24 protein-coding genes and 1 tRNA gene are annotated in these 22,694 nt (G+C 47.1%); 21 read left to right on the top strand and 4 right to left on the bottom strand.

Annotation, left to right across the window (positions count from 1 at the left end; translation table 11 throughout):
* Window positions 1-308: 308 nt before the first annotated feature.
* Complete coding sequence (gene gntK / locus HII30_RS00055; RefSeq protein ID WP_211184342.1) at window positions 309-1,862, bottom strand: gluconokinase; 1,554 nt, start codon at window positions 1,860-1,862, stop codon at window positions 309-311.
* Window positions 1,850-2,707: an alpha/beta fold hydrolase gene (locus tag HII30_RS00060; RefSeq protein ID WP_246245884.1), complete on the bottom strand. Its 858-nt coding sequence runs from the start codon at window positions 2,705-2,707 to the stop codon at window positions 1,850-1,852. The genes gntK and HII30_RS00060 overlap by 13 nt, the downstream gene beginning before the upstream one ends.
* A gap of 550 nt (window positions 2,708-3,257) precedes the next feature.
* On the opposite strand from HII30_RS00060, the gene rpmH reads away from it, so the two are divergent.
* The 12 genes from rpmH (at window position 3,258) to HII30_RS00120 (ending at window position 14,839) form a co-directional block, all read left to right on the top strand.
* Complete coding sequence (gene rpmH / locus HII30_RS00065; RefSeq protein WP_169502892.1) at window positions 3,258-3,392, top strand: 50S ribosomal protein L34; 135 nt, start codon at window positions 3,258-3,260, stop codon at window positions 3,390-3,392.
* Between the two features lie 160 nt (window positions 3,393-3,552).
* Window positions 3,553-3,903, top strand: coding sequence for a ribonuclease P protein component (gene rnpA, locus HII30_RS00070; RefSeq protein WP_169502893.1), 351 nt, complete (start codon window positions 3,553-3,555; stop codon window positions 3,901-3,903).
* Between the two features lie 74 nt (window positions 3,904-3,977).
* A complete protein-coding gene (locus HII30_RS00075; RefSeq protein WP_169502894.1) occupies window positions 3,978-4,847 on the top strand; it encodes a membrane protein insertase YidC in 870 nt (289 codons plus the stop codon).
* Window positions 4,844-5,632: an RNA-binding cell elongation regulator Jag/EloR gene (jag, locus tag HII30_RS00080; RefSeq protein WP_169502895.1), complete on the top strand. Its 789-nt coding sequence runs from the start codon at window positions 4,844-4,846 to the stop codon at window positions 5,630-5,632. Before HII30_RS00075 ends, jag begins: the two co-directional genes overlap by 4 nt.
* A 108-nt stretch (window positions 5,633-5,740) precedes the next feature.
* Window positions 5,741-7,117, top strand: coding sequence for a tRNA uridine-5-carboxymethylaminomethyl(34) synthesis GTPase MnmE (gene mnmE, locus HII30_RS00085; RefSeq protein ID WP_169503243.1), 1,377 nt, complete (start codon window positions 5,741-5,743; stop codon window positions 7,115-7,117).
* Window positions 7,118-7,275: 158 nt separating this feature from the next.
* Window positions 7,276-9,168: a tRNA uridine-5-carboxymethylaminomethyl(34) synthesis enzyme MnmG gene (gene mnmG, locus HII30_RS00090; protein ID WP_169502896.1), complete on the top strand. Its 1,893-nt coding sequence runs from the start codon at window positions 7,276-7,278 to the stop codon at window positions 9,166-9,168.
* Window positions 9,169-9,894: a 16S rRNA (guanine(527)-N(7))-methyltransferase RsmG gene (rsmG, locus tag HII30_RS00095; RefSeq protein ID WP_169502897.1), complete on the top strand. Its 726-nt coding sequence runs from the start codon at window positions 9,169-9,171 to the stop codon at window positions 9,892-9,894.
* Window positions 9,895-10,253: 359 nt separating this feature from the next.
* A complete protein-coding gene (gene noc / locus HII30_RS00100) occupies window positions 10,254-11,072 on the top strand; it encodes a nucleoid occlusion protein (protein ID WP_169502898.1) in 819 nt (272 codons plus the stop codon).
* A 353-nt stretch (window positions 11,073-11,425) separates the two neighbouring features.
* Complete coding sequence (locus tag HII30_RS00105) at window positions 11,426-12,187, top strand: AAA family ATPase (RefSeq protein WP_169502899.1); 762 nt, start codon at window positions 11,426-11,428, stop codon at window positions 12,185-12,187.
* Window positions 12,180-13,022: a ParB/RepB/Spo0J family partition protein gene (locus HII30_RS00110; RefSeq protein ID WP_169502900.1), complete on the top strand. Its 843-nt coding sequence runs from the start codon at window positions 12,180-12,182 to the stop codon at window positions 13,020-13,022. The genes HII30_RS00105 and HII30_RS00110 overlap by 8 nt, the downstream gene beginning before the upstream one ends.
* Before the next feature lie 129 nt (window positions 13,023-13,151).
* A complete protein-coding gene (locus tag HII30_RS00115) occupies window positions 13,152-14,300 on the top strand; it encodes an aminotransferase class V-fold PLP-dependent enzyme (protein WP_169502901.1) in 1,149 nt (382 codons plus the stop codon).
* Window positions 14,301-14,338: 38 nt separating this feature from the next.
* Window positions 14,339-14,839 carry a DUF4446 family protein gene (locus HII30_RS00120; RefSeq protein ID WP_169502902.1) on the top strand — a complete coding sequence of 167 codons (501 nt, stop codon included), beginning with the start codon at window positions 14,339-14,341 and terminating at the stop codon, window positions 14,837-14,839.
* On the opposite strand, the gene yyaC is transcribed toward HII30_RS00120, so the two are convergent.
* Entirely contained in the window at window positions 14,811-15,416 is a 606-nt protein-coding gene (gene yyaC / locus HII30_RS00125) for a spore protease YyaC (protein ID WP_169502903.1), read from the bottom strand. The genes HII30_RS00120 and yyaC overlap by 29 nt on opposite strands.
* A gap of 138 nt (window positions 15,417-15,554) precedes the next feature.
* On the opposite strand from yyaC, the gene HII30_RS00130 reads away from it, so the two are divergent.
* The 4 genes from HII30_RS00130 to HII30_RS00145 all read left to right on the top strand — a co-directional run bounded on the left by HII30_RS00130 (window position 15,555) and on the right by HII30_RS00145 (window position 17,243).
* On the top strand, window positions 15,555-15,809 hold the full coding sequence (locus HII30_RS00130; protein ID WP_169502904.1) for a putative Se/S carrier protein: 255 nt from the start codon (window positions 15,555-15,557) through the stop codon (window positions 15,807-15,809).
* Window positions 15,810-15,844: 35 nt separating this feature from the next.
* Window positions 15,845-16,732 carry a mechanosensitive ion channel family protein gene (locus HII30_RS00135; protein WP_246245887.1) on the top strand — a complete coding sequence of 296 codons (888 nt, stop codon included), beginning with the start codon at window positions 15,845-15,847 and terminating at the stop codon, window positions 16,730-16,732.
* A 67-nt stretch (window positions 16,733-16,799) separates the two neighbouring features.
* On the top strand, window positions 16,800-17,012 hold the full coding sequence (locus tag HII30_RS00140; RefSeq protein ID WP_169502905.1) for a DUF951 domain-containing protein: 213 nt from the start codon (window positions 16,800-16,802) through the stop codon (window positions 17,010-17,012).
* Between the two features lie 140 nt (window positions 17,013-17,152).
* Window positions 17,153-17,243 (top strand) — tRNA-Ser (locus tag HII30_RS00145).
* 439 nt (window positions 17,244-17,682) lie between these two features.
* Here HII30_RS00145 and HII30_RS00150 read toward each other — a convergent pair.
* Window positions 17,683-17,877: a YjzC family protein gene (locus HII30_RS00150; protein WP_169502906.1), complete on the bottom strand. Its 195-nt coding sequence runs from the start codon at window positions 17,875-17,877 to the stop codon at window positions 17,683-17,685.
* Window positions 17,878-18,082: 205 nt separating this feature from the next.
* On the opposite strand from HII30_RS00150, the gene rpsF reads away from it, so the two are divergent.
* The 5 genes from rpsF (at window position 18,083) to HII30_RS00175 (ending at window position 22,645) form a co-directional block, all read left to right on the top strand.
* The gene (rpsF, locus tag HII30_RS00155) at window positions 18,083-18,367 is read left to right on the top strand and encodes a 30S ribosomal protein S6 (RefSeq protein WP_169502907.1); all 285 of its coding nucleotides are present in this window, start codon (window positions 18,083-18,085) and stop codon (window positions 18,365-18,367) included.
* A gap of 46 nt (window positions 18,368-18,413) precedes the next feature.
* Window positions 18,414-18,917, top strand: coding sequence for a single-stranded DNA-binding protein (gene ssb, locus HII30_RS00160; RefSeq protein ID WP_169502908.1), 504 nt, complete (start codon window positions 18,414-18,416; stop codon window positions 18,915-18,917).
* A gap of 20 nt (window positions 18,918-18,937) precedes the next feature.
* The gene (rpsR, locus tag HII30_RS00165; protein WP_023960207.1) at window positions 18,938-19,210 is read left to right on the top strand and encodes a 30S ribosomal protein S18; all 273 of its coding nucleotides are present in this window, start codon (window positions 18,938-18,940) and stop codon (window positions 19,208-19,210) included.
* A gap of 391 nt (window positions 19,211-19,601) precedes the next feature.
* Window positions 19,602-20,276, top strand: a complete 675-nt coding sequence (locus HII30_RS00170) for an SOS response-associated peptidase (RefSeq protein WP_169502909.1) — start codon at window positions 19,602-19,604, stop codon at window positions 20,274-20,276.
* A 599-nt stretch (window positions 20,277-20,875) separates the two neighbouring features.
* On the top strand, window positions 20,876-22,645 hold the full coding sequence (locus HII30_RS00175; protein ID WP_169502910.1) for an ABC transporter substrate-binding protein: 1,770 nt from the start codon (window positions 20,876-20,878) through the stop codon (window positions 22,643-22,645).
* The last annotated feature ends 49 nt before the right edge of the window (window positions 22,646-22,694 follow it).

A 22,694-nucleotide genomic window follows, 5' to 3' on the forward strand; every position in this document is an offset into this window, starting at 1 on the left:
CTTTTCCCTGTGTCAGCAGCTTTACCCTTCATTAGTCGGCAGATGAGCCGAAGAGGATGCGCGGTGTCGTTAAATTAGAGACTATGACCGAGGGCAGAGGATAAGGATTATTTGAAGTGGATCAGGATTACAATGAAACGAAAAAAGGATTCAGAACCCGAAATGGGTCTGAATCCTTTTTAGTATATGGTGATGGGCAGTATGCCGTCAGGGGCGAGGACAGAGAACAGAGAACATGAGGATAGGCTCAGCTGCCTCTCAGGCTTCCTTCTCGAAGCAGATCAGCATTATATGAATCTAAATGCCCTTTATTCCTCCTGCCTGCGCTGAAATTCAGCTATGGCCTCGTAATCTTCCTCCAGTTTTCGGGAAATACGAATGAAAATCGGAAGCAGATCTTTATACAGCCCGGCGTTCTTTTCAATCGGCCGGTGTTCATAGGTGCCGCCGACCATACGTCCCACGATATCGAGGGTATCGGTTCGTCCTGTGGCGTACAAGCCCAGCACAACGGCTCCCAGGCAGGAGCTCTCGTAGCTCTCCGGGACGATGACCCGCTGATCAAAAATATCAGCCATCATCTGACGCCAGATAGGGGAGCGGGCAAATCCGCCAGTAGCATGGATCACAGACGGGCGTCCGACCTGTTCCTCCATGGCCAGCATAACCATGTACATGTTAAAAATGACACCTTCGAGCACAGAACGGATCATATGCTCCTTCTGATGGTTCAGCGTCAGGCCAAAGAAGGAGCCGCGTGCATTGGGATCCCACAGCGGTGCCCGCTCACCCGTTAGATAGGGGTGGAAGAGCAGTCCGTTGCTGCCGGGAGGGACACGTTCTGCAATTTTCGTTAATACATCATAAGGGCTGATGCCAAGACGTTTTGCCGTCTCCACTTCCGAAGCAGCCAGCTGGTCACGGACCCAGCGGAAAATCATACCGCCGTTGTTCACAGGTCCCCCGATTACCCACTTGTCTTCGGTAAGGGCATAGCAGAAGATCCGTCCCTTCGGATCAGTCATTGGCTCATTCACCACCGTGCGGATCGCTCCGCTTGTACCGATCGTGGCGGCCACGATTCCGGGCTTTGTGGCATCGACCCCCAGATTAGAGAGGACACCGTCGCTCGCTCCCACCACAAAAGGGAGGGATGCAGGCAGCATCATCGCCGCAGCATATCCAGCATTCAAACCTTCAATAATATGGGTGGTGGGTACCAGCTGGGATAGCTGTTCAGCCGTAACGCCTGCGATATCCAAAGCCTCGTGGTCCCATTCTAACGTTTTCAGGTTCATCATACCTGTAGCGGAAGCGATCGAGTGATCTACTACATACTGGCCGAATAACTTATAAAAGATATACTCTTTTATCGATATGAACTTGGCCGTATTTTTGAAAATATCCTGTTCTTCCTGGCGCAGCCACATCAGCTTCGTGATCGGAGACATCGGATGAATCGGCGTGCCGGTCCGCAGGTACAGCTCATGTCCGTTCATGTCATTTTTCAGAAGGGTGGAATATGGCGCGCTGCGGTTATCTGCCCAGGTGATACAGCGGGTGAGCGGTTTGCCGTCTTTATCCATCGCAATGACACTGTGCATTGCCGAGCTGAAGCTGACAAAGAGCACGTCGGTGTCATTAATGCCGCTGCTCACCATCACTTCTTTAACAGAGGTAATCACCGTTTGAAAAATCTGTTCCGGATCCTGTTCCGCTATAGATGGTGATGGGGTAAGGAGCGGATATTCTCCGCCGGATTTTGCCACCAGCTCCCCATTCTCCTTAAATAGTACCGCTTTGGTACTGGTCGTTCCAATATCTACACCGATCATGTATTTTTGCGTGTTCACGGACGGCATTCCTTCTTTCTGATCATATTTCGGCTTAGAAACGTAATTAGGGCATTATCATATTCGGCCGCATGCTTACCAATCCATATAAGATGGCCCCATGAGTCCAGAATACATATTTGAGAATGGGGCTGCAGCGCTTTTACATGGTTTGGGTGACTTAATGGCACAGAGCTGTCATTTTGACTATGCATGACCAGGATCGGTGCTTGGATGCTCGCAAGCTCTCTGGAGTAGTCTTGCTGGCATTGTTCCAGATCGATTAAGAAACCTGAACAGGAACGTTGTCGATTGTTCATTGCCCTAAACATGACGGAGGACTGACTGTCCAGCCGTTTGGAAATTTCCCGGTAAGGCAGTTTTGAAAAGGAGGATGCCATCATTCTGAACGTCAGCTTAGGCAAAAGGTTATTCATCGCAGCAAGCATCATCCATGTGTTTTTTTCCGCTCCCGGCTTAAAGATGCGTTTGGCTACTTTGTATTCTTTATCCTGGGGCGTGAGCCACGGTTTGGTCACCGCAGATTGAAGTGTGAAGCTATAAACTTTATCCGGAAACATAGCACAGAAAAGTATTCCAGTAGGTCCTCCTGCAGAAACAGCAATGACGTGGACTTTATCCAGTTCGAGATGCTCCAATAACAACTTGTAGTGACTGCATGCTTCTCTCAAATCACCATTCGCTGACGTGAGGCCGTATCCTGGACGAGAAGGTGTAATGACAGAGAAACCTGATGCTGCCAGTTTTTCTAACCCGAACTCCTCTTGGCACCCTGAATGCCCACCATGAAATAGTAAAACGGGGGTTCCTTTGCCAAAAACCGAGTATTCCAGATTACTTTCTCCGCATTTCATTATACTAATTTCCCGCCTGAAAATGACCATCGCCCTCTTTCACTTCTCGTCATTTATAATAAGGTTCATTGTACCATAATCGGCGTCGTTTGTTGTTCATGCAGCATATGTGACACGGTTTATCAGACACCTTTAAGCACCATCAACTCAGTATATATACGTTCTGAAAAACCATATCTGCTGAGATATAGTTCTGTTAAATCGAACGTTTTTCGACACGAAATGCTGTCGATTGTCGTAGCTGCATGACGATGGATATTAGAGAGCTGCAAACATGATGAAGGGATTATATTTATATGAAGAAAGATAGAGGTGTCAGCAGGAGGAGGAAAATAAAATTATCCCCATGTGGATAATTCTAAAACTCTTCATTATAGAGGGAGAGGTTGTTTTCGTTTAAGGTTTGACTTTGGCCTGGGAATATGATTAAATATATAAAGGCATTTTCTGTGAGTTTGTGAACGGATTTTAATCGTGAATTAACGAGAGAATAGACCGTTTCTGCTTGGATATGGCAAGTTCAGATTCCTGTAAGGAGGTGCAACCGATCATGAAACAGACTTTCAAACCGAATGTAAGCAAACGCAGCAAGGTCCATGGATTCCGTAAAAGAATGAGCACGAAGAATGGACGTAAAGTATTGTCGAACCGCCGTCAAAAAGGCAGAAAAGTACTGAGCGCTTAATTTTGTGCCCTGAAGACCACCTCGGTGGTCTTTTTTTCGTCATGGGTGAAGAGCCGTTTGGTATGCGGCATTCATGACGATACTGTTTTAATAGAAGAACATGCTGTTCCAGCGGGCAGGGAAACCCGCCTTATGACAAATGGCAGACAGGGAGAGACTGGTGGAAAAAAAACTTCGTTTACGAAACCGGGCCGACTTCAGCCGTGTATACCGGCATGGAAAGTCTTTTGCCAACCATCAGTTTGTGGTGTACTGGTTCCGCAAAAAAGAGGTTGAGCAGTTCCGGGCCGGGGTGTCGGTCAGCAAGAAGGTAGGAAATGCTGTCGTCCGCAACCGGATGAGAAGGCTCGTCAAAGAGATTGTTCGTCATCACCAGGATGAGATTATCGAGCACATTGATTTGATCTTTATTGTACGGAAAGGCGCGCTGAATAAAACTTATCAGGAACTTGAAAAAAGTGTGCTGCACGTATTGCGCAAATCGTCACTGTTAAAGGCAAAGAAGCGGTGAGGTTGTGTTTATTTGTGCATATAAATATGGTATGATTTACGGTGGAATGGAATGGTTAAGAGAGGGGTTATGAAGTGTCGCTAATGAAGACAAGACGAGGAAAGTGGTTCCTCATCACAGCTTTGCTGGTGCTGTCTATGGCTGTGTTATCCGGGTGTGCACCTGGAGATGACCAGATGCGCAGTATCGAGGACCTGAGGAACGGGGGCTTTTGGCAGAGCAACGTCGTTTATTATTTTACTTTAGGACTGGACACCTTCGCCGAATGGTTTAGCGGAGAATATGGTTTTGCCATCCTCGTGATGGTGCTGATCGTTCGTACACTGATCCTGCCGCTGACGATGAAGCAGGTTCGAAGCTCAAAAGCCATGCAGGCGATTCAGCCTGAATTGATGAAGATTCGTGAGAAGTACAAGGATCAGCCTGAAAAAGTTCAGATGGAAACGATGAAGCTGTTCCAGGAGAACAAAGTAAACCCGATGGCGGGATGTTTACCGCTGATCGTTCAGATGCCTATCTTTATCGCATTGTATCAATCTATCTATTTTAATGGACCGCTAAGATCTCATGAATTTTTGTGGATGCAGCTCGGTGAACCGGACAAGCTCTTTATTTTGCCGGTACTTGCCGCAATAACGACCTATTTGCAGACCAAAATGATGATCAAGATGAATCCGTCTCCACAGATGGGAATCATGCAGTTCATGATGTTCGTATATCCGATTCTGATCTTTGTCATGTCGTTCCAGTTCCCTTCAGCACTGCCGCTGTACTGGTTCTACAGTAACCTGTACACCATCGTGCAGAACTACTTCTTGTACCGTAACAATGACAAGACCGTTGCAACCGCCAATGTGGCAGCAGCAACTGTAAGTCAAAGCAAGGGGCCAAAGGGACCCAAGAACGGTAAAAAAGGCAAAAAAGGAGCCAAGAAGTCAAGATGAGTAAACTCGTCGCAACAGGAAAAACCGTTGAGGATGCTGTCAACCAGGGACTGACCCGGTGGAATGTAGGCCGAGAGCAGGTATCGGTTCAAATTGTAAGTCAGCCGTCAAAAGGATTCCTGGGGCTGTTCAGCAGAGAAGCCAAGGTGGAACTCACGCTTCTCTCTGACAGTACAGGCGGCGATTCACTTGATCAAGGCAAGGCACATATTTCTGGGGCCTCACCTCTTACAGCGTCTGAGCTGCAAGAAGGGGCTCGCAAGACCGTCTTGGAGAAACCAGAGACATCACAGCTTACGGGGATCCTCTCTGATGACGATCGTGAAAGCGGCCCGGATCCTTACGAAGAAGCCGTGCGGTTTCTGAAAGATACCGCACAGGCGATGGGACTGGATATCGGTGTGGATGTGGATCATGGGAAGGACCACACCACACTGCAGCTTTCCGGTGAAGGACTGGGGATGATCATTGGCCGCCGAGGCCAGACGCTGGATGCTCTTCAGTACTTGACCAATATCGTGGCTAACCGGTATGGCAGCAGTTATGTGCGGATAATTCTCGATGCGGAGAACTTCCGGGAACGCCGGAAGAAGACGCTGGAGGGCTTGGCCGACCGGCTCGCGAAGCAGGCTGTCAATACCCGCAAAGAGATTGTGCTGGAGCCGATGCCGTCCTCTGAGCGTAAAATTATCCACGCTCGTTTGCAGCATCATTCCGCTGTCAAAACTGTCAGTAAGGGTGATGAGCCGCATCGGCGTGTCGTGATTATGTACAAGCGACCGTAAAGAATATGAATGCCAATGACTCCTTGACTATGTAAGGAGTCATTGTTTTTTATTTTACAAGCTGGAATCAGCCGATGATATAGAAGGAAAGGAAGGTGCATGCGCATGATGCTGAGTGATACGATTGCTGCAATTTCGACAGCGGTTGGTGAAGGCGGTATTGCCATCATACGTGTCAGTGGACCGGATTCAATCGTTGAAGTAGAGAAGTTATTGAAGAGCCGAACCCCGCTGTCTCAAGCAGAATCGCATACGGTTCATTATGGTCATATTGTGGATCCCGAGAAGGGAGAGCATCTGGAGGAAGTGCTGGTTACCGTAATGCGGGCCCCCCGTTCGTTTACAACCGAGGATGTTGTAGAGATCAGCACACACGGAGGTGTGATTGCTGTGAAGCGGGTAATGGATCTCCTGCTGCAGACCAATGTGCGACTGGCAGAGCCCGGTGAGTTCACCAAGCGGGCATTTTTGAACGGACGAATTGATCTCTCCCAGGCAGAAGCGGTCATCGACCTGATCCGTTCCAAGTCAGACCGGGCATTCTCTGTTGCATTGAAGCAGGTGGAGGGGAATCTGTCGCGCCGGATCAACGAGCTTCGCCATACACTTGTGGAGACATTGGCTCACATTGAGGTCAATATCGATTATCCAGAGCACGATGTGGAGTCATTTACTTCAGAGTTAATCAAGGATAAAAGCCGGCATGTGATGGATGAAATCGACAAGCTGCTCAAGACAGCCGAGGAAGGCAAGATTCTCAGAGAAGGTATTACGACAGCTATCGTCGGCCGCCCGAATGTCGGCAAGTCATCACTGCTGAATACGCTGGCTCAAGATAATCGGGCCATTGTGACGGATATTCCAGGTACGACGAGGGACGTTATTGAGGAGTTTGTGACGATCAACAATATCCCTCTGAAGCTGCTGGATACGGCCGGCATTCGTGAAACGATGGATGTCGTAGAGAAGATTGGTGTCGAGCGCTCACGGCATGCAGTGAATGAAGCCGATCTGATTCTGCTGGTGCTCAACAGCAGCGAGCCGCTGCATGAAGATGAATTGGCATTGATGGAACAAATACGCGGTAGACAATGCATTGTCATTTTGAATAAAATGGACTTACCGCATCAGCTGGATATGGACATTGTCCGCCGTTATTATCCGGATGAACTTATTGTTCCGATGTCCGTAAAAGCTCAAGAGGGGATCGATTCGCTGGAAGAGTCCATTTCAAACCTCTTCTTCAGCGGCAAGATCGAAGGCGGCGATCTGACCTATGTCAGCAACGTCCGTCATATTGCGCTGCTCAAGAAAGCCAGGAAGTCTTTGGTGGAAGCCTATGAGGCTGCGGATGAGCTGATCCCGATTGATATGATTCAGATCGATGTGCGGATGGCCTGGGAGCAGCTGGGTGAGATATTGGGTGAAGCAGTGGGTGATTCGCTGATCGACCAGATTTTCTCCCAGTTTTGTTTGGGTAAATAAGGCGGCTTAATCGCCGCTGGATATGAATAGAAATGCTGCCTTGCAGAGACGTAGGGCTCTATATATGGGAAAAGGCAGGATCAGCGGATTTGTTATCTTTTCCGGTGAGATCCGCAGCTGCCGCTCCAAGACTACAATAGAAAATAGGAGGGTTTATTATGAGTTATACAGGAGGCACTTATGACGTTATTGTCGTGGGTGCAGGCCATGCAGGCTGTGAAGCTGCACTGGCATCCGCTCGGATGGGTGTCCGCACATTGATGGTTACCATTAACCTGGATATGGTTGCTTTTATGCCATGTAATCCTTCCATTGGCGGACCAGCCAAAGGACATGTGGTGCGTGAGATCGATGCACTCGGCGGAGAAATGGGACGCAATATCGATAAGACGTTTATTCAAATGCGCATGCTGAATACAGGTAAAGGGCCGGCGGTTCATGCACTGCGGGCACAAGCAGACAAGTTCTCGTATCAGCATACGATGAAAGAAACGATGGAGAATGAAGACATGCTGACACTGCGCCAGGGTATGGTAGATCGTCTGATCGTGGAAGAGGGCGAATGTGTTGGGATCGTTACCCAGACTGGCACGGAGTACCGCGCCAAGTCGGTTGTGCTGACAACAGGGACCTATCTGCGCGGCAAAGTGATCATGGGTGAGCTGATGTACGAAAGTGGTCCTAACAACCAGCAGCCGTCCGTGAAGCTTGCAGAGCATCTGCGTGAGCTCGGATTTGACCTTGTCCGGTTTAAGACAGGGACACCGCCGCGTGTGCACCAGGATACGATTGATTTTTCCAAAACCGAAATTCAGCCTGGTGATGACAAGCCGAAGTTTTTTTCTTATGAAACCAAATCTTCTGATAATGAACAGCTGCCGTGCTGGTTAACCTATACATCACTGGATACCCACAAGATTATTAATGATAATCTGCATCGTGCTCCGATGTTCTCCGGAGTGATTGAAGGTACTGGTCCGCGTTACTGTCCATCCATCGAAGATAAGATTGTGCGTTTCGCGGATAAACCGAAGCACCAGATTTTCCTGGAGCCGGAAGGCAAGAATACGAAGGAATACTATGTTCAGGGGCTGTCTACCAGTCTGCCTGAGGATGTTCAGCTGGCCGTCCTGCGCTCTATTCCAGGCATGGAGAAAGTAGAAATGATGCGTAACGGTTATGCCATTGAGTATGACGCGATGGTGCCTACACAGCTGTGGCCTTCGCTGGAAACGAAGCGGCTTCTTGGGCTATTTACAGCGGGACAAATTAACGGAACTTCTGGTTATGAGGAAGCAGCAGGCCAGGGCATTATGGCTGGTATCAATGCTGCCCGCAGGGTACAAGGCAAGGATGCGGTCGTTCTGGACCGTTCTCAAGGGTATATCGGTGTGCTGATTGATGACCTGGTTACCAAAGGCACCAATGAGCCATACCGCCTGCTAACCTCACGCGCTGAATACCGGCTGCTGCTCCGCCATGACAATGCCGATCTGCGTTTGACGGGAATTGGCCATGAGATCGGACTGATCTCCGAAGAACGTTACAACAAGTTCCTCCGCAAAAAAGAGCTGGTTGAGCAGGAGATCGAACGTTTGAAAGCAGCCAAGGTGAAGCCGGTGGAAGTGAATGAAATGCTGGAAGGTGCAGGCTCTGCTCCTATACAGGATGGAAGTACATTGCTGACCCTTTTGCGCCGTCCGGAAATTACATTTGACCGTATTGAATCCTTGTCACCGTCTCCATATGAACTGGATGAGGAGATGAAGGAACAGGTTGAGATTCAAATCAAATATGCCGGATATATCGAGAAACAGCTGGGGCATGTCGAGCGTCTGCAGAAGATGGAAAAGAAGCGGATTCCGGAAGATATCGTCTATGAGGATATTCACGGACTGGCGATGGAAGCGAGACAGAAACTGAACAAAATCCGTCCAATCTCAATCGGCCAGGCCTCCCGAATCAGCGGTGTGACACCGGCGGATATTTCCATTCTTCTGGTTTACCTGGAGCATTACAACAGGGTGACTGCAGCGAAAGGAACCGCCTAAATGAGGGATGCCGTTCAGGAAGCATTTGCAGACAGGCTGGAACAGCAGGGGATATCGATCAGCGATGCACAGCTGGAACAGTTCGAAGGTTATTACCGCATCCTGGTAGAGTGGAATGAGAAGATGAATTTAACCGGGATTACCGAACGGGAACAGGTATATACGAAGCATTTTTATGATTCAGTCAGCCTCGCTTTTTTTGTGAATATGCAGCATGTATCTTCACTGGCAGACATCGGATCTGGGGCTGGGTTTCCAGGTATTCCGTTGAGGATCTGTTTTCCGCATCTGCAGCTTACGATTGTAGATTCATTGAACAAAAGAATTAACTTCTTAAAGCATGTCACCGAGGAGCTTCAGCTGAAGCAGGTTGAAATGCTGCACGGCAGAGCGGAAGAAGTTGCCCGCAAGCACAAGTATCGTGACGGGTTTGACCTAGTAACTGCCAGAGCAGTTGCCCGGTTATCTGTACTGAATGAGTTCTGCTTGCCCTTTGCGAAAGTAGGCGGTCAATTTGCTGCCATGAAGGGAAGCGACCCGGCCGAAGAAGTGAAGGAAGCAGCACGAAGTCTGAAGGAGCTGAGAGGCAGAATGAAACAGGTTCATTCTTTCTCTCTACCTGTTGAAGATTCTGCTCGTCACATCATTGTTATTGATAAAACGGGACCTACGCCAGCCAAGTATCCTCGCAAGCCGGGGACAGCTGCTAAAACTCCAATTATATAGAAGTTATGAAAAGGGAATGTTTCACGTGAAACATTCCTTTTTTGCTGTGAGATTTGTAAGAATGCACCAAAAATGAAGGAAAAAAAGGTGACTTTGTAGAATAGGATTATAGGACAAATAGTGGTAGAATAGAAACATAGCATTAATTTGGATATTCAGATATTTTCATTTCCATAGACTTGAACACAATGCAGGGATTGCCGAGCTCTGCCAAAAGCAGAGTATGAAACCGAAGATAGCGCTGAATGAATAAAGTGGTATCTGAACGTTGCAGTGCCCGTTGGAGCTTGTCATACATAAGACCGAGGCGGGCTTTGGCGTCGTCCATGCAATCATGAAATTAGGTGGTAATATACGGGATGAAAGAACAATTTTCGAAGTTGTTTGGGTTAACGGCGGATCGGACACCGGGGGATGAAATTAAACAAATTCCAGTCAATGATGTGGTAAGCAGTCCATATCAGCCGCGGACCATTTTCGATGATGAGAAGATTGATGAGCTGCTTCAGACCATTAAGACCCATGGCGTTATACAGCCAATTGTTGTGCGTATGCGAAACGGTGTGTATGAGATCATTGCTGGTGAGCGCCGCTGGCGTGCAGTGAAGAAGCTGGGGCTGGATACGATCCCCGCGATTATCAGGGACTTTAATGATTCTCAGGCAGCCTCTATTGCCCTGATTGAGAATTTGCAGCGCGAAGGCTTGACCTCGATAGAGGAAGCGGTTGCCTATCAGAAGCTGATTGATCTGCATCAGCTCACACAGGAAAGTCTAGCCCAGCGTCTGGGTAAGAGTCAGTCCACGATAGCGAACAAGATCCGTCTGCTTCAGCTGCCGGAAGAAGTGAAAAACGCACTGATGGAGCGTAAAATCACCGAGCGCCACGCAAGATCCCTTTTGTCACTGGATCAAGTGGAAATGCAGTTGAAGGTGTTGGCTGAGGTCATCAGCAAAGAACTGAATGTGAAACAGACCGAAGCTCGGGTCGCTTTCTATAAGGAAATGACCCAGGCCAAGAAATCTAAACGGATTTCGTACAGCAAGGATGTCAGGCTGGCCTTAAATACTATTCGTCAATCCATTGATATGGTATCCGGGTCCGGCATGGCAATCAAGACGACCGAGAATGATCATGAAGATCATTATGAGATTGTGATCAAGATCCCGAAACGATAGCAGCACATCCTGCCAAACAGATGAAGACATGAGAGCGTGAAGGCGGTATTCATGATGCCGCTTTTTCTGTTGACCTCAAAGGAGAACTATTGAATATGATCCTTGGGAAAACAAAATGCGATATCTGGAACGGTTAGAAATGACGAATATAACGCAGAAGAAAGCGGATCTATAGATTGAACTTAAGAGACCAGCCTTCTATGATGAGGGTGATCAGGGACTTTGGAGAAGCGGCACGGGTCGTAAGAATGCTTGCCATCACAGCAATCCGGAGAGGTAACTTTTAACTTCAGTCTATACAGCTGATCTTTTGCAACCAACTTGAAGAGTCTTCCTACATTGAGGTGAAGTAAGTGTCAAAAACAATTGCCATAGCTAATCAGAAGGGTGGTGTCGGTAAAACTACGACCTCCGTCAATCTGGGCGCTGGACTGGCTTCGCTTGGCAAACGAGTGCTGTTGGTAGATATTGATCCACAGGGTAACACAACGAGCGGCGTGGGCATTAATAAAGCAGACGTCGAAAACTGCATATACGACATTATCATCAATGATGTCCATCCCAAGGATGCCATCAATCCAACAAACATTGAGGGTCTTCATATCATTCCTGCAACGATCCAGCTGGCAGGTGCGGAAATTGAACTCGTACCTACCATCTCTCGTGAAGTGAGATTGAAGAAGTCTCTCAGCTTGGTCAAACCGATGTATGATTATATTCTCATTGACTGCCCGCCATCGCTTGGGATCTTGACCATCAACTCATTGACGGCAGCGGATTCTGTCATTATTCCGATTCAATGTGAATATTATGCGCTGGAAGGGTTGAGTCAGCTGCTCAATACCGTCCGTCTGGTACAGAAACACCTGAACACCTCATTAAAGATCGAAGGTGTGCTGCTTACGATGCTGGATGCCCGGACTAACCTCGGGATTCAAGTCATTGAGGAAGTGAAGAAATATTTTCAGGAAAAAGTGTATCGTACGATTATTCCGAGAAATATTCGTTTGAGCGAAGCTCCGTCTCATGGACAATCCATCATTACCTATGATCCCCGCTCTAAAGGTGCGGAGGTATACCTGGAATTGGCAAAGGAAGTGGTCTCTTATGAGTAAACGTTTGGGAAAAGGGCTGGATGCACTTATTCCTTCTTTGTCTATTAATGAAGATGATAAGGTCGTTGAGATTCCGCTAGGTCAGCTGCGGGCCAACCCCTATCAGCCACGTAAAACATTTAATGATGAGGCGATTCAGGAATTAGCAGAATCCATTCGGCAGCACGGGGTAATTCAACCGATCATTGTTCGGAGTGTGCTGAAAGGCTATGAGATTATTGCTGGTGAACGACGGTTTAGAGCCTCCCAATACTGCGGAAAAGCAACGATACCGGCAGTAGTACGTGCTTTCAGTGACCAGCAGGTGATGGAGATTGCTCTTATCGAGAACCTTCAGCGTGAAAACTTGAATGCGATGGAAATTGCGGTAGCATATCAAGGGTTAATGGAACAATTTTCCTTAACGCAAGAAGGACTATCGATGAAGGTAGGCAAGTCACGTTCACACATCGCTAACTTTTTAAGATTGCTGTCACTGCCGGATGAAGTGAAGGAAAATGTTTCACGTGGAACATTATCCATGGGTCATGCCCGCGCTATTGTCGGTTTGAAGGATCCGGTATTGGTGAAGCAGCTTGCCAAGCAGTGTGTACAGCAGGAATGGAGTGTCCGCGAGTTAGAAGAGGCGGTTCAAAATCTGGATCGGAAAGCCTCGGAAAAAGAAAAGACACTGAAGGCCAAAAAACGTGATCCTTATATCGATCATATGGAAGAAGATCTGAGGGAACATTTTAAAACGACAGTGAAAATTAAACATAACAAAGACAAAGGCAAGATCGAAATTAACTATTACAGTAAGCAGGATCTGGAACGATTGTTGGAACTGCTGAAGTAAAAGTGATTGCAACGGATAAAAGGTGAAGTATTGTATTTGGAATATCACATCTGGATGGAGAAAGACATGTCGGTGTTCCTGGTTAGAAGGGATGCCAGCATGTCTTTCTGAAGTTTGAGGGGGAATTGTATGAGCTCGGTGATCTATCTCGATCATGCTGCCACCTCTTGGCCGAAGCCTGATTCTGTCATGGAGGCGATGAAGACGGCGATGGAGGAGGCGGGGGCCAATCCTGGCCGCGGCAGTCATAGGATGGCGGTAAATGCGTCGAGAGTGTTATATCAGGTTCGTCATCGCCTGGCTTCGTTATTTGCGGTGCGGAATCCGAATGATATTGTGCTTACGCCGAATACAACGGCTGCCTTAAATCTTGCAATTAAAGGATATTTGAAACCAGGGAATCATGTAATAGCAACGATGGTGGAACATAATTCGGTGAGACGACCGCTGGAATATCTGAAAAGGACTGCTGGCATAACCGTTGATTATATTGCCGTCAATGAGGAAGGGGATATCGATCTAAAAGAGGTAGAGAGGTCGTTCCAACCTAATACGGCATTGGTCGTCTGCAGTCATAGCTCAAACCTCTTGGGTTCCATTCTGCCTGTAGCTGAGCTTGGGGAGATGGCAGTACGCCATGGTGCGGTATTGCTGGTCGACGCAGCCCAAAGTGCCGGCATGCTGCATATTGATGTGGAAGAGATGAATATCGGTATGCTGGCTTTTCCGGGTCATAAAGGTCTGCTTGGTCCTCAGGGGACTGGGGGCTTGTATGTGTCATCTCATGTTGAACTTGAACCGCAGCTTCATGGCGGAACGGGAGGGCAGTCAGAAGCACCGGAACAGCCGGATGTACGTCCTGACCGTTATGAAGCAGGTACGCCGAATACGATCGGTTTTGCAGGGCTTCAAGCCGGTGTGGAACAGGTGATGGAGTGGACGACAGAGCATATCTATCGCCATGAGTGGGAGCTGACCCAATATATGATGGAAGGTTTGTCTGCGGTTAATGGGCTGAGAATGCTGGGACCCAAACCAGGCAGACCCAAAACGGGGATTGTTTCTTTTGTTCCCAACAATATTGATCCTGCTCTACTTGCATTTCGATTGGATCGGGAGTACGGCATTGCCGTGAGGGCAGGGCTGCACTGTACACCTCTGGGCCACCAGGCATCCGGCACGGAAATCACCGGTGCGGTAAGAGCAAGTGTAGGGATATGGACAAGCAGGCAGGATATAGACACCTTGGTAGATGCCGTAACCAAAATTATGGAGTGAACGGCCAGACTTTGATTGAGGAGAAGGAATGAACGAGCATGTCTGAATGGAATGAATTGATCCTGGAACAGCTTCATTGGTTTATCGTCGGAATGGTATTGGTCATCCTGCTCTTATGGGTGATGGTGATGGTCCACGGCTCCAAATTAAGAAACATGAGAAAAAAATATAATGCAATGATGTCTGGCAGCGGAGTGGAGGATCTGGAGTCTCTGCTGCTCCAATTGAAAATTCAGATGGATGCGGTGGAAGAGGAGCAAGGTCAGCACCGTGTACAGCTGGATGGCATCGGAAATAACCTGAAAGGTATCAAAACCAAAACAGGCATTGTTCGATACAATGCCTTTGGTGAGCGGGGGAATGATCTGAGTTTCTCAGTCGCATTGTTAAGTGCGAAAGGGGACGGATTCGTATTAACCGGTCTTTATAACCGCGAGAATTCATTTGTCTACGCAAAACCAGTGAATAACAGTGAGTCCAAGCATGCATTATCACCGGAAGAGAGGGAGGCTATCCGTCTTGCGCTGCAAGAAGGTTAGACCGGTGCCATTCTTTCATTGCACGAAATAAACAGTTCGCAATAATATCTGATAACCTCATGACGAGACTCAGACGTGTGTTCTGTAATACAAAGTACTCCATAAAGCCGCCGACGTTAACGATGCCCGTAACATGGATATCGCCAACAGGCGGCAATTCTTTATTTACACCGGCTCCAGGCTTTAAAGGACCATCACTGATTTGGATCGATCCTACACTTGTTGTTTGGCCCAGGCAGGCATCTATGCCAATAATGTATGGATCATCAAAGGTGTTGTAAACGGTAGTCAGGGTATCGCTTAGATTCATAGCATGTACAGGCTCATCCAGTGTGCCGTAAAGATGAAACATGGAACTGTGGTACCGGGCAAGCGATGTGCCGACCAGAGGGCCGAGACAGTCTCCTGTAGAGCGATCGGTTCCGATACAGATGACAACAAGGGGGCGTCGGCCGACTCCAGCTGAAAGATGATAGAGCAGACGATGTATAAGAGCTGAATGGATTTCAGGGTCTGTATGTGGTATTTTTAAGCTTGAAAACTCCGGAAGGGACGGGGAATTCGCTGAACGTTTCAATGGAATCTTCCTTTCGTCTGCAGGTGGTAGTATTCAGTATATGGATGGAAAAATGTTTTTATACTTGCTGCTGAAAAGAAAGATTGTGAATTTCAATAGAGGGGTATATCTTGATATAAAAGAGAGGGAAAACTGCAGATGGAAGAGATCATGCTCATTGCTTTTGACTCCACACAGCAGGCGCTGCGGGCTGAAATGCTGCTGGACTATGCCGAGATCGAGATCGACTTATTCCCGACGCCGAAAGAAATCACGGCAGGTTGCGCCTTGTCCGTACAGTTTCCGGAGAATGACCTGGAGGAGGTGCGGCGCATTATCGTGGAAGAACACGTAGAAATCCGGGGGATTTTTAAACAAGATGCTCCGGGACACTTTCTGCAGGTCGGCATCTAAGCAGGTAAAGACAGAGGTTGGAGGTAGGCTTCAAGATGAAGATGCATACACACTTTTATGCCATGGAGCAGGGGACCGAAGAAACACTGAGGGAGGCGCTGGGTTTGGGAGAACGCTTTTGGAACTGGATGACCAGTCCGGAAATGTGGATGGTGATCATGTTCGCTGCTATTCGGATTCTGATTATTTTCCTGCTGACTCGAATTGTCATTCGTGTTGTATATCAAATGATCGACCGTTTTCTGGCGAGACAGCAGAAGAGCCGGATCAGTGTAAATCCGCGCCGGTTTATTACTGTAGGGGAACTGCTGAAAAACATAACCTCTGTGGTCTGCAACTTTGTAATGATCCTGCTCATATTATCCGAGTTTAATTTCAAGCTGGGGCCGCTTCTTGCAGGGGCAGGGGTGTTGGGACTTGCGATCGGTTTTGGAGCCCAGAGCCTGGTTAAAGATGTGATCACTGGCTTTTTTATTATTTTTGAAGATCAGTTTGCGGTGGGTGATGTGATTAAGAGCGGCGAGTTCCGCGGAACGGTAGAGATGATCGGCCTGCGCACGACACGGGTGAGAGGACTCAACGGAGAAACCTTCATTATTCCCAATGGTTTGATTACGAGCGTTACCAATTATTCATTATCGAACTCTCTGGCGGTGGTTGATCTGCCGGTTAAGAACGAGAAGAGGGTGAATGAAACCTTGTCTCTCATCGAAGGGGCGCTCTCTGGGATCGAGAATCGGTTGACTGTATTAAAGCAGCGGCCGGAGGTGCTTGGTGTTCAATCGCTGACCACTTCGGAATATGTCCTGAGAATTGCAGCAGAGTGCAATCCGAATGCCAAGGAAATCGTGGAGCGTGAGATTTATAAAGAAATCAAGCAGGCGATGGAAGTCAGTGAGATCGGGTCTTCGGCAGAGGGATGACAGGAACAGCAGGCTGGTGAGCCAATAAGCTTGTTATTGATGTTCAAAGAATGGGGGAGGACAGTCCATGGAGCGGAAGGTTTTTCAATTAGGGGATGTCGTGCAGATGAAAAAACCGCATCCCTGCGGAAATAATGAAATGGAGATCATTCGGATGGGAATGGATATCCGGATCAAGTGTACCAAGTGCCAGCATAGTGTATTGGTTACTCGTGCTAAATTTGAGAAAAATATGAAAAAAGTGCTTCGTTCCAAAGAGGATGGGCAGGACGAGAGCTGATGACGTCCAAGGATGGAGGCTGGACAAGGCATTGTTTTCCCGCCCGCCTGCGGTGAGAGATAGTGCCTTGTCTCAAGTACAGAAGCACCCGGACCGCAATTGACAGCAAGAGAGATGAATGATATAATGAATCTTGCTGTGGAAAGGTACCCAAGAGGCCCAAGGGGGCTGACTCGAAATCAGCTAGGCGTCGCAAGGCGTGCGTGGGTTCGAATCCCACCCTTTCCGCCACCAACTGCTTTAATGAAATACATACTAAGATGCGTCTGATCTTGAGGCATCTTGTTGATACCAGAATACCTCTTACGTGATCGTGTGATTGCGCAGGAGGTATTTTTGCTTTGGAGGGAAAAGTGAACAAGAAGTATTATGCTAAAGGTAAAAAAGTAATACAAAGTGAAGAAGGGCCCTTTCGGGCCCTTCCTGCTGGTTAGACGGTGCATGTGATTTGTTCGAATCTGTAACTAACACACTGGCAGTACATTGGTCAACAGCGTTTCACTTGTCCTAAAGGTCAAGCTTTTTGCTAAATCCCTCCGCATGCTTAACGTGCAGAGCTAGATCCTATGCGTAATTCTGCTGCATCGTCCAACGGAACCACACCTCTCTCATTGCACCGTCTAATTATATTGTACCCATGCTGCTGGAAGCTATACATCGGTGCTCCATTTTATTTTGGCTGCACACGGCGTTTGTTTTTCCATACCCGATCTTCGTTTGATACGTCCGGAAATGTATCCCCGGCCTTCATCTTGATCTGGTTTGGATCCTCAATGCCCATAATATGATCGTTCTCTCCTACTTCGATGTACACACCATTGTTTGGAGCCTTGTCGCCTCCGCGAAATTTGCTTTGTTCACCCATGATATGATCCTCCTTCGTGAATAGAGTCGCTGCGTACTTAGCATGTACGATTTATCAGGAAACATGGCAGGGAATGAGCGGAAGGAAAGGAGTTTAGCCTTGCATCCGATCATCCGTTCTGGTATACTATTTTGGTGCGAGTTAGCGCTCGCTCCTTGCTCCCAACCTGGATTGGGGGCCGAAGTCCATAAGGAGGTGTAAAGTTATGCGCAAATATGAAGTGATGTATATTATTCGTCCTGACATTGAGCAAGAAGCTGTTCAAGCTGCAGTCGAAAAATTCCAAGGCATCATCTCCAACGGCGGAGAAATTACAAAGCACGATGTAATGGGTAAACGCCGTCTTGCGTATGAGATCAAGAAATTCCGTGATGGCGTTTTCGTTCTGGTTAACTTCAGTGCAGAGCCTGCAGTAGTTAATGAGCTTGAGCGTATCATGAAAATTTCCGACGAAGTAATTCGTTATCTCATTACGAACGACGTAGCCTAAGACGGAACCGATTTGTAATTGAATTCGTTCTAAGGAGGGGATTGGATTGTTGAACCGTGTCATTTTGATCGGCCGGCTGACCCGGGATCCTGAGCTGCGTTATACGCCAGCAGGAGTAGCGGTCACTCAGTTTACGCTTGCAGTAGATCGTCCGTTTACCGCCCAAGGCGGGGAACGTGAGGCGGATTTTATTCCGGTTGTTACCTGGAGACAGCTTGCGGAGACTTGTGCGAACTATCTGCGTAAAGGCCGTTTGACGGCTGTAGAGGGACGCATTCAAGTACGGAATTATGAGAATAACGAAGGTAAACGTGTATACGTCACTGAAGTTATTGCAGATAATGTTCGTTTCTTGGAGTCTAACCGTGACGGCAGCGGTGGCGGAAACGGAAACCAACGTGAGGAATCATCGTACAGTGGAGGAAGCAGCAGCAGTAACAGCGGCAGCGGAAACCGCGGGAACGGTGGCAACCCATCACGCAACAATCAGGATCCTTTTTCCGATGAAGGAAAACCGATCGATATATCGGACGATGATTTGCCATTTTAATAAGGAAGGACTGACTACACATGGCTTTCAAGCAAAGAGAAGGCGGAGACAACGACAAAAGACCGGCACGCCGCGGCGGCCGCAACAAGCGTCGTAAAGTATGTTTCTTCACTGTGAACAAGATCACTCACATTGACTATAAAGATACAGACCTGCTCAAAAAGTTCATCAGCGAGCGCGGCAAAATTTTGCCACGTCGTGTAACTGGAACTAGCGCGAAGTATCAGCGTGCTCTGACGATTGCGGTTAAACGCTCCCGTCAAATCGCATTGCTTCCATACACTACAGAGTAGTCCTCTGTGACTAAGCAGTCTGCCTTACGGGGCAGGCTGCTTTTTTGTTTTTTCTTTGAAGAAGTGAGTGAATGTGGGGTGTCCATCTTGAATAGACAAACGCACATAACGTGTACGATATGAATGTATATAAATCCAAGTAGTAGAGCTCGAATACGTATGAAAGCAACAGCTGTAATTATATTTATATAACATGATTTTATAAATTTTATGATATTAACTACATGGATTTTAAAATATCCTTCTATATATATCTTAGAGTTCTGTCTGCTGTGGACATCGTTGGATAGTAAACACAATAGAAGGTGTCCTCATGAAAAGGACATTTAAAGTATGCATAAGATTCCTCTTTTATCCAAAAGCTAATGGATATAAAAGGAGGAAGAGCAGCATGTGCAGACGGTTTTCCATGTCATCGAGCAGGGATGAGATTAGCAAGCATTTTGGACTGAGCCGTATGAGATATCTTTACAAAAGCCGGTATAATATTAGTCCGACCCAAACTATGCCGGTGGTGGTGATGGACCAAGGGGAGCGGGTGCTGGATGAATTCCGCTGGGGGCTTGTGCCTTATTGGGGCAAGGCAGCAGTGAATGCAGACCTCCATGCCGTACATGAAAACCCGACTTATCGCAAGACGCTGGATCAGCGCCGATGTGTCATTCCGTGCAACGGGCTGTATTACTTGCGAACGATTGGCAAAAAGAGCTATGCTGTGCGGGTCGTTACCGAGAATCACGAACCCTTCGGAGTAGCCGGTTTGTATGAGAGCTGGAGAAATGCGAAAGGGGAAGAAACGACGACCTGTACGATGTTGATGACAGATGCGAATGTATCGATACGGGAGTTCGAATCCCGGATGCCTGCTATTCTGTCCGAAGAGGATATCGAGAAATGGCTGCACCCGGATTCAAAAGGGATCCATAACCTGCAGCCGCTGCTGAAAACTTATGATCACACTATGAAAATCTACCCGGTTACACCGTTAGTGGTCAATGACCTGCATGATCATCAGCAGTGTATTGAGGAAATGGACCTAAAATCAGCCTGGATCAAATCGGTATAGCTTATCTTTCAAGAGGGGCCCAGAGACATGGGCTCTTTTTTGTGGTTTCTATTGATAAAAGATAACATTTAACGGATTCATTACACCCTAAATGCTCAATCACGTAAAGTAATATCTCTCAATATCCACCCAATCATTGGAATGTACCAAAAAATTCATGAATATCAAGTTCAATTTGGTAGCAATATGTTATGTTAGTTAACATAAAAGTTTGATTTGCCTTATAAAGTGACTCTATAACTGTAAATTCATGAAATAAATCAGAAGTGGTTCATCATTTTCAGCACAATGATGAGAATCATTGTGCTGCGTGCAACTTAGTAAATACACGCAAAGTCGCGCTGCAAAACATTTTTTAAAACTTTCTTTCAAAAAATGATTGACGTCATCTAATTTTACACGTATCATAACATTAATTTTACAAATTAGAAGATATGTTTAGAGACTTTGGAACTAATTGACCAATGGTATATTTTTTGGATGGGACCAAAGTTGACCTCAAGGCTCAGTCATCACTTTCTAACCCGTAATTATGCAAGGGTAATTTCCAAATTATCCTGATAATTTATAGCAACATCATTTTTAGAAGGAGGATTAGCATGAAAAAAAGAATGTCGCTGCTGCTCGCGATCATGCTGCTTACCATTTCTGTATTGGCTGCATGCTCCGGGGGTACTGCTGAAGAGCCGAACCAAGGGGACGAAGGAACACAGCAAGAAACGCCTAACACCAATGAAGGGGAAAATACAGAAGAACCCCCTGCAGAAGGTGAAGATGAGAGCCAAGGTTATTTTGAAGCAGAAGATCCTGCTGCTAACCCTGATACCGCCAAGAATCGTACAGACACATTGATCGTCGGTATGACTTCTCCGAAAGGGGTATTCAACCCTTACTTCTGGCAAACCGCGTATGACAAGTACGTTGTAAACACCGTATTTGACACACTGCTGGAAGTTTCCGGTGATGGAACTTACACGGAAAGCCTTGCTGAAAGTGTAGAAGTTTCTGAAGATGGATTGACTTATACTTACAAACTTAAGCCTGATGTTAAATACTCAGATGGTACTCCGGTAACGATGAATGACTATCTGTTTGCGATGAAGATCATGCTTGATCCTAAATATGATGGCGAATCCGACATGATGTCCTTGAACATCGTCGGTGCTGATGAGTATAAAAACGGCGATGCTACTGAAATCTCCGGTATCAAAGTGATCGACGACCTCACGGTGGAAGTAACGGTAACAGAAGCAACAGCGGTTACCCGTGACTACCTGGGAGATGTGGCACTGCTTCCTGAGAGCTACTATGGTAAAGACTTCAAAAAAGGGGATATGGATTCCCTGAAAGCAATGCATGACAAGCCAGTGGGAAGCGGTCCTTATGTAATGACCAAGTTCTCCCCAGGGCAAGAAGTGGTTTTTGAAGCTAACGAAAACTATTTCAAAGGCGCACCAAAAATCAAAAACCTCGTATACAAAACAACAACAGAAGAAACTAGACTTCCTATGCTGCAGTCCGGTGAAATTGATATGGACATGATTACAGTAAGTGAAGATAACGTTGAAGAAGTGAAGATGATGGGCTTTATTGACCTGAACATCTTCCCAACAAACGGATATGGATATGTAGCGTTCAACCACAATCTGGAGAAATTCCAGGATCAAAAAGTGCGTCAAGCTTTGATGTACGGTTTGAACCGTGCTGAGATTGTTGAAAGTATCTATGGTATTTATGCTAACCCTCTGAACATTCCAGAGTCCAGCGTATCTTGGGCTTACACAGATGAGGACGTTGAAGCTTACGAGTTCGATCCAGAGAAAGCAAAAGCACTTCTGGAAGAAGCTGGCTGGGCAGCAGGTGCTGACGGCACGCTGGAAAAAGACGGCGAGAAGTTCACCATTGATTTCTCTGCAACAGCTGACAATCCGGTTGTAGAAGCACTGCTTCCAATCATGACAGCAAACTATCAAGACCTGGGTATCGAAATTAAAGCCGAAACGCTTGATTTCAACGCGATTATGGATAAGAAAGACCAAGGTAACTTTGAAATGTTCTTCGCTGCTTGGGGTCTGACTCCAGATCCGGATAACACCGTTTATATTACGGATGGTGCCCAGAACGATACGGGTTACTCCAACGAAACGGTCGACAAGCTGATGAAAGAAGGTAAAATGAACCTTGATGGTCCTGAAGCACGTGCAGGCATCTACAAGCAAATGTACCAGGAAATGAACAAGGATCTTCCGAACCTGTTCCTGTATCAAAGACGTGATGGCTGGGCAATCAACAGCCGTGTAAACGGTCTGGATATCACAGCGTATAAGGATTTCCCTTTCAGCCTGTACCAAGCCGAACTTGAACAATAACATCTAGGAAGGATATGCTCAGCTCATTAGAGCTGGGCATATCCACTTA

Source organism: Paenibacillus lemnae (genome assembly GCF_012933385.1).
Taxonomy (GTDB): domain Bacteria; phylum Bacillota; class Bacilli; order Paenibacillales; family Paenibacillaceae; genus Paenibacillus_AQ; species Paenibacillus_AQ lemnae.